The sequence below is a fragment of the Chryseobacterium carnipullorum genome (genome assembly GCF_900142785.1).
Classification (GTDB): Bacteria; Bacteroidota; Bacteroidia; order Flavobacteriales; family Weeksellaceae; genus Chryseobacterium; species Chryseobacterium carnipullorum.
Genome location: NZ_FRCD01000025.1, coordinates 55,774 through 62,656 on the forward strand (window position 1 = coordinate 55,774; position 6,883 = coordinate 62,656).

A 6,883-nucleotide genomic window follows, 5' to 3' on the forward strand; every position below is an offset into this window, starting at 1 on the left:
GAATGTATTTTCTTTTTACTAAATGTATTTAATTGATAATCAGCATTTTGTTTTGTTATGTGGAAGTTATCAACAATGAATTGTGGAAAACTTTGTGGAAAACTTTGTGGAAAACCTTTTCTAGAGATAAATAAGCTGCGTCTTTAAAACCTTTCTTCCCAGACCTTCCAGAATATTTTTATACCTTTCAATCTGGAGTTCATTTTTTTCTGTCTGTTCACCGGTTTTAAAATCAACAATAATATAGCCTTCTTCTCCTTTCAGAATACGGTCTGGTCTGAAAATATGACTCTGTCCTCTCTCGGAGATCATAATATCTTTTTCATTGATCACTTCCCATTTTTCATCAAAGAATTCGGCATATTTCTGAATAATCTGAACCAGAGTTTCCTGAATCTCAGTTTTTTCCTCCCAGGTGATCTGCCCATCCAGAACATAGCTTTCCAGAACCTTGGCTGTATCTTTTTCCGTATTGATTTTTGATAACAATTCGTGGACGAAAAGCCCGATTCTTACCTTCTCATTCCGTACCTGATAGTTTTTGGAAGGCGTGGCAATTTTAATGGAAGACCTGTTTTCATTAATGTTCTTCAGGTTTTGAATATCCTTGGTTTTAAATAACGATGTTTTATCTTTAGAATGCTTTTTCAGCATCTCAGGACGCACTTCATACAGATCAAATTCATCAGCCTCTTCCTTATTTTTTTCGTTAAAGAATTCCAGCAGCTCCAGATTATTGGAGGTTTTATTCGCCTTTTGAAGATAGAAAAACAGCTGTTCTACAGGACGGGTGGTCGCGACATACTGAAGGCACAATCTGTCGATGAGGTTTTTATAGGAATTCTTTTTATTAAATGCCTCGATTTCTTCATCATAAACCTCAAGGTTTTTACTGAATTGATTGATATTAACCGATTTTAAAGCATCGTCATGATGGGTATCAAACCAGTTGGTGAACTCACTATCTCTGTTTTTATTCATCATTGGTATAAAAACAATAGGGAACTCCAGTCCTTTCGATTTGTGGATCGTCATGATCTGAACAGCATCGATGTTTTCTGAAGCCTGGATTGTGTAGCCGGACGCTTCCTCATCCCAGTATTTTAAAAATTCTTTCGTGCTGGCACCCGCATTCTGAGTGAAGTTGAAAAGCATTTCCAGAAAGTTCAGAAGGAAATCTGTTTCCTTGTTTTCTACAGCGAATTCATTGATATAATATTCCACAAAATTATACAGATTGAATCTTGGGAAATTTTCCTGTTTCAGTTGAAGCGAATATTTGTCCTGAACCAACTGAAGAATCTCCTCGTGGGTTTCCAGCTCAAGGATTGCTTTCATTTCCAGCGTAAAATCTTCCATGTGGATTCTGCCGAGTGTATTCAGATAATACATCATCATGATCAGGTTCGGTCTGTTTTTGGGATTGATTTCCCATCGTAGGAATTCGATGACCGCTTTCAAGGTATTCGAGAGTTCCAGGGTCAGACCTTTATCCGAAATCGTTTTGATATTTGTCTCTTCTCCGCGGTATTTCACCTTCAGATTTCCCAGCTTTTGAGAATAGCTGAAAATGTCAAAGTTGCCACGGCATAAAATCGTAATGTCGGAAAATTTAAAACCATTATCCAGGCTTTCCTGAATATCCTTCCTCATTTTTTCAGAAGTATCATGATAAAAATCGTCGTTGGTGAGATTTTCAATCAGACTTACTTTGACACGTCCTTCGATTTGTGATCTTGGGTTCTGTTCAGCATCTTCACCAAAAATATTCCGGTGCTCTTCCTCCAGATCCTGTGAATGATATCTGTACAGCTCATTATTGAACTGAACAATATTCTTTGCACTTCTCCAGTTGTCTTTCAAAACAAAAAGAGTAGCCTGTTTGGGAGAGAATTCCTTTTTATTAATGATATCCAGCATCAGTTTACTTTCCCCGCCGCGGAATCTGTAGATACTCTGTTTGGGATCACCTACCAGCGTAAAAGAGGTATTTTCTGAAGAAACACTATGGTCCCGGAGCGGAACAAAATTCTGCCACTGCAATTCCGAAGTATCCTGAAATTCATCAAAGAAATAATGCTGAAACTGTGAGCCTACCTTCTCGTAAATAAAAGCTGAGGGTTCATTTTTGAGATTTTCGTTGATCAGGATATTAAATTTTGAAAGCAGAACCAAATCGTTCTCTTCCTCAATTTTTTTTAATTCATCCTGAATATCTTTATTTACCTTTAACGGGAGAAGAGCGGATAAAATCTTTTCTTTCTTTTGGGTTTCAATATATAAAAGGATCAGCTGCATCCTGTTGTCAAGAAGCTGATCCAGGATTTCAAAAATTTCAGGTTCCTTACTTTTGGATTTTGATGAAGCACCCTTTCGGTAATTATTCACGACAGATTCTTCCTGCGTCGTAGGAAATGGAAAACCGGGTCTCTTCTGGGTATAAAAATCCTGAACCTTGGTGAAGAATCCTCCAATTCCGTTTTTACCCTGAGCAAAATCTTCGATTTCAATATTTCTCGATCTGAAAAGCTCAACAGACCTCGCAGCAATATCTGCAGACTGTTTTTTATTCTGTACGATTTCTTTTCTGAGCGTGTTTTTTATGTTCTCATAATTCGTGTCGTCAAAGCTTTTGTTACTTTTCAGATGTTCATAGTGAATATCTTTTACAAACTCCTTTGCAGAATCATAAAGGTTTTTATTCAGGTTAATTCTTTCATTATTTTCCAGGCTGTAATCCACATAATCCATGAATGAATTGGAGATGTTATCATTTTCACCGATCTGGTCAAGCATTTTATCTACCGCTTCGATTAGAAATGGTTCGGCATCAATTTCAAGATTGAAATTTTTAGCTAAACCAAGTTCATAGGAAAAACTTCTTACCAGCCTTGAATTGAATCGGTCAATCGTTCCGATATTCAGGGTGGAGTAATTGTGAAGAACATAGTCCAGCAGTTTTTTAGAACGCACGTGAAGTTCATCAATGGTGATTCTTAAACCATCTGCCTCAAATGCTTTCTGAATATTTTTCAGATCTCCGTTTTCTGCGAAATTATCTGCGGAAAAGTTTCCAAGCCACGACAGAATTCTTTCCTTCATCTCATTCGCCGCCTTATTGGTAAAAGTAAGGGCAAGAATATTCCTGATCGACTGCTGCTGATTCGGATATCGGAGACAGATCATCAGAAGCCTCTGGACAAGGGCATATGTTTTTCCCGAGCCCGCTGAAGCATTGATTACTGTATAAGAATTTTGCATTGCTGAATTTAGAATTGAGACTGCAAGTTAGCTAATTTTTAAGTGAAATTTTAACAATTTGGGGCGGCGATTTAACAGTTTGATCCGCAAAAATCAAAAAGAAATCCTAAAACGCGTTAACTGTGGTTAAACTTATCATTTACTTTAAAAATAATTTTAGATTTGCTTCATAAAAAACTGTCCGTGAAACTTAAACTACTCTTTTTTTTAACTTCCTTTTTTTTCATTCATCTCCATGCTCAGAATTATATTTTCGGAAAAGTAATTTCTGAAGACAATGCAGAAATCCAAGAGGTAACGGTAATTAATATCAGAACGGATGAAAGAGGAGTGACCAACCGCGACGGACACTTTATGGTTTCCGGAAGGGCAGGAGATGAGCTCAGGTTTGTAAAAGCGGGATACGAAAGGATTGTCAGAAGGGTTTCCAAAGAAAATATAGAATCTCCCCTTAATATTACTTTGGCAAGAGCGACCATATTAATTCCTGAAGTGGAAATCAAGCAGGGTCTTACCGGTGATTTGAAAATTGATACAAAAAATCTTAACCGACCTAAAAAAGTGGATAAGCTGATCAAAGATATGGACAGATATATTGCTCAGAAATCAGATCCAAGGATTCTTGCCGCAAAACCCGGAGAATTTGTACAGCCAAAAGGACAGGGCTTTTTTATCGGGAAAGTGAAAAATAAATGGGACGATATTGATCTCATCAGTTATCTGCATGCAGCGCTTGGTGATGATTATTTTACAAATTTAAAAATCGAAAAACCTCAGATCGAACATTTTATCAACTATGTTCTGGCAGGAGGTTTTGAGAGACAAAAAATTCTCAAATACGGCTTTTGCAGTGATGCTGATCTGAACAGGTTTCAAAGGTTTGTACTGACGAGAATTTCTTCTTACCGCGCTCCAAAAACTCAAAGATAAACGCAAATGAAAACGTATATTAAACAAAGTCTTTATACCATTCCGTTTTTTGTATCTGCAGAATTTTTTTCCCAGCAGCAGGTAACCGGAATTGTTACGGATAACGGTAAGTCCAATATCAATCCGGTTTTAGTCATTAATGTTTCCAACCAAAAGAGTACATTAAGCGATGCTTCAGGACGGTTTAGTATAGAAGCGTCAGAAAATGATGAAATCAGATTTGTAAAGGAAGGGTATTACCGTTTTGACAAGAAAATGATTAAAGAAGACTTCAATTCTCCTTTAATGATCACTCTTGAAAAAAGAGAAATAGAGATTCCTGAAGTAAAAATAACTTATAAGCCTAGCGGAAATCTGGAGAAGGACAACAAACATCTTAATGAATCCCGAAAGATCGTTTCTTTAAGATCGGAACTGGATGAGTATATGAAAAGCCCATTGAATGAGGCTTTACCTGATAATACGGTTTCAAAAACTTTTAAACAGGATTACGGCGCAGGCCAGGTTAACCTTTTGGGCGTTTTGGATGCTGCTGTTGGTCTGTTCAAAAAAGCGACAGAACTTAAAATTACCAAAGCTAATTTTACAGAAACACAGGACTTTATTAAAAGAGTCAAGCAGGAAGCGGATTTAACGTTCCTTAAAAAGTATGGAATGGATGAGGAGCGCATAGACCAGTTTCTTCTCTATGCCAATGATACCCGTATGATGGCGAAAAAATACAGAAAAAACTTTAAGATCGATGTGGTGGAATATGAATTAAGAGTAGCTTTCGCAGAGTACAAGAAAACCCGTAAGTTGGATAATCTTTAATTGGTAAGGAAGAATAGAAATGAATTTTATATGCGAAAATAGTAGTATTGCTCATTGGAAGAAAATTTCATTTCTTCTTATTTTTATGTTCAATACCGTCTTATCGCAGCAAACTGTAACGGGCCGTATCGTAGATGAAAGCGGTGAAAATTTAAGTGCTGTCATGATCATCAATATGTCTACCGACCAGAAAGTTTCTTCCGATTTCATGGGGATGTTTTCCATTCAGGCAGCTCCCAATGATGAGCTGAGATTTGTAAAAGCAGATTTCAGAAGAGTTTCTGCAAAAGTTCCTGCTGGCGGATTCAATTCTCAACTGTTGGTCACCTTAATTCCAATACCCACAGACGTTGGAGAAGTAAAAATTGTTAAAAAACCGACAGGTGATCTGGGAACCGATTCAAGGCTGGCTGCAAAAGTGGATAAAAGCGAAATTGTAGAACAGGCTGTAGGACTGCCACAACCTGTTGGGAAAATGAGGGAAAAACCTGCTGAAGTGAAAAAAGTACTTCTGCCTATACTTTTAGGTTCACTGGATGTGCAGGGTGCCTATGATCTGATCAGTGGAAAAGCGAGGCGTCAGAAACGGCAATACAGGTATGATGATCTCCAGGAGCATATTCTGTGGGTGAGAAACAGAGTCGATAATGAATACTTTACCAGTGCAGGAATCCCGGAAGAGCGCATCTCAGAATTTATACAATATTCTTTTGAGGTTAAGCCTCAGGTAAGAACCTACGTGAAGGCAAAAAATCTTTCCGGAGTCTTACTCAGAATGGAAGAAACAATGCCTGTTTATCTCGAAAGATTAAAACAGCAGAAAAAGAAGAAATAATGTTAAAGAATTCTTAAAAATCGGAATAGAAATTGATGTATTGCTAGTACAGAATCAATCAGATCACATTTTTTATGAATAAAAATATTATTGCAGTAGCAGTCGGAGCACTTGGATTTGTCCTTGGGCTTGGCTTTTTAGGGAATGCCATTAAAAACAGAAATAAATCTGAAAATACGATTTCCGTAACCGGATTGGGCACCAAACAGTTTACTTCCGATCTGATCACCTGGTCCGGAAGCTTTTCCAAAAATAACTCTGATTTAAAAGCAGCTTATGATGAGCTGGCTATAGACCGGAAGGTGATTAACGACTATCTGGTTTCAAAAGGAATCAAACAGACTGAGATTGTGTTTTCTTCCGTAGATATCCAAAAGCAGTTCAGAAGCTATAACGATTCTAACGGGAATTATGTTCAGGGCGAATTTTCCGGGTACAATCTTACCCAAAAGGTTTCCATTGAAAGTAAGGAAGTGGTAAAGATCGAAAACCTTTCCAGAAATATTACCGAAATTATCAACCGGGGTATTGAGTTCACTTCTTCAGCACCTTCTTATTTTTATACCAAATTGGCCACGGTAAAACAGGAAATGATTGCAGGAGCAACAAAAGATGCCAAAGAACGCGCTGAGAAAATTGCAGAGAATTCAGGAAGCAGCCTGGGAAGTCTCAAAAAAGCGACCATGGGAGTCATTCAGATTACGCAACCTAATTCCAATGAAGACTATTCTTACGGTGGAACATTCAATACTTCTTCCAAAGAAAAAGAAGCGAATATTACCATAAAACTGGAATATGAAGTCAATTAAAAACTAATCTTTGAAGTCTGTTAAATCAGTAGAAATCATATTCTCCCAAAGATTAAAGATAAGCAAATCGCTTGTTTGAGATTGGCAGATCAAAAAAATAAACCGCGGGAAATCTTCCGGCGGTTTTTATATTTTAATGATGTCTAGTCCTGAAATATCGATACACAAAAAAAGCATCGTTATGGAAGAACATTTAGAAACCCAGTACGTCAAGCGTACGCAGCGAGATTACAAT

The 6,883-nt window shown here is 37.4% G+C and carries 5 protein-coding genes; 4 read left to right on the forward strand and 1 reads right to left on the reverse strand.

Annotated features, from left to right (window positions below; all coding sequences use genetic code 11):
- Positions 1-120: 120 nt before the first annotated feature.
- Positions 121-3,276, reverse strand: a complete 3,156-nt coding sequence (locus tag BUC06_RS21570; RefSeq protein WP_394343278.1) for a UvrD-helicase domain-containing protein — start codon at positions 3,274-3,276, stop codon at positions 121-123.
- 168 nt (positions 3,277-3,444) lie between these two features.
- Here BUC06_RS21570 and BUC06_RS21575 point away from each other — a divergent pair, with 168 nt between their 5' ends.
- From BUC06_RS21575 to BUC06_RS21590, 4 genes are all read left to right on the forward strand, one after another.
- Entirely contained in the window at positions 3,445-4,191 is a 747-nt protein-coding gene (locus BUC06_RS21575; protein ID WP_073336425.1) for a carboxypeptidase-like regulatory domain-containing protein, read from the forward strand.
- A gap of 6 nt (positions 4,192-4,197) precedes the next feature.
- Positions 4,198-5,004: a hypothetical protein gene (locus BUC06_RS21580; RefSeq protein WP_073336427.1), complete on the forward strand. Its 807-nt coding sequence runs from the start codon at positions 4,198-4,200 to the stop codon at positions 5,002-5,004.
- Between the two features lie 19 nt (positions 5,005-5,023).
- The gene (locus BUC06_RS21585) at positions 5,024-5,839 is read left to right on the forward strand and encodes a hypothetical protein (RefSeq protein ID WP_073336429.1); all 816 of its coding nucleotides are present in this window, start codon (positions 5,024-5,026) and stop codon (positions 5,837-5,839) included.
- 74 nt (positions 5,840-5,913) lie between these two features.
- The gene (locus tag BUC06_RS21590; RefSeq protein WP_073336431.1) at positions 5,914-6,648 is read left to right on the forward strand and encodes an SIMPL domain-containing protein; all 735 of its coding nucleotides are present in this window, start codon (positions 5,914-5,916) and stop codon (positions 6,646-6,648) included.
- Positions 6,649-6,883: the final 235 nt, after the last annotated feature.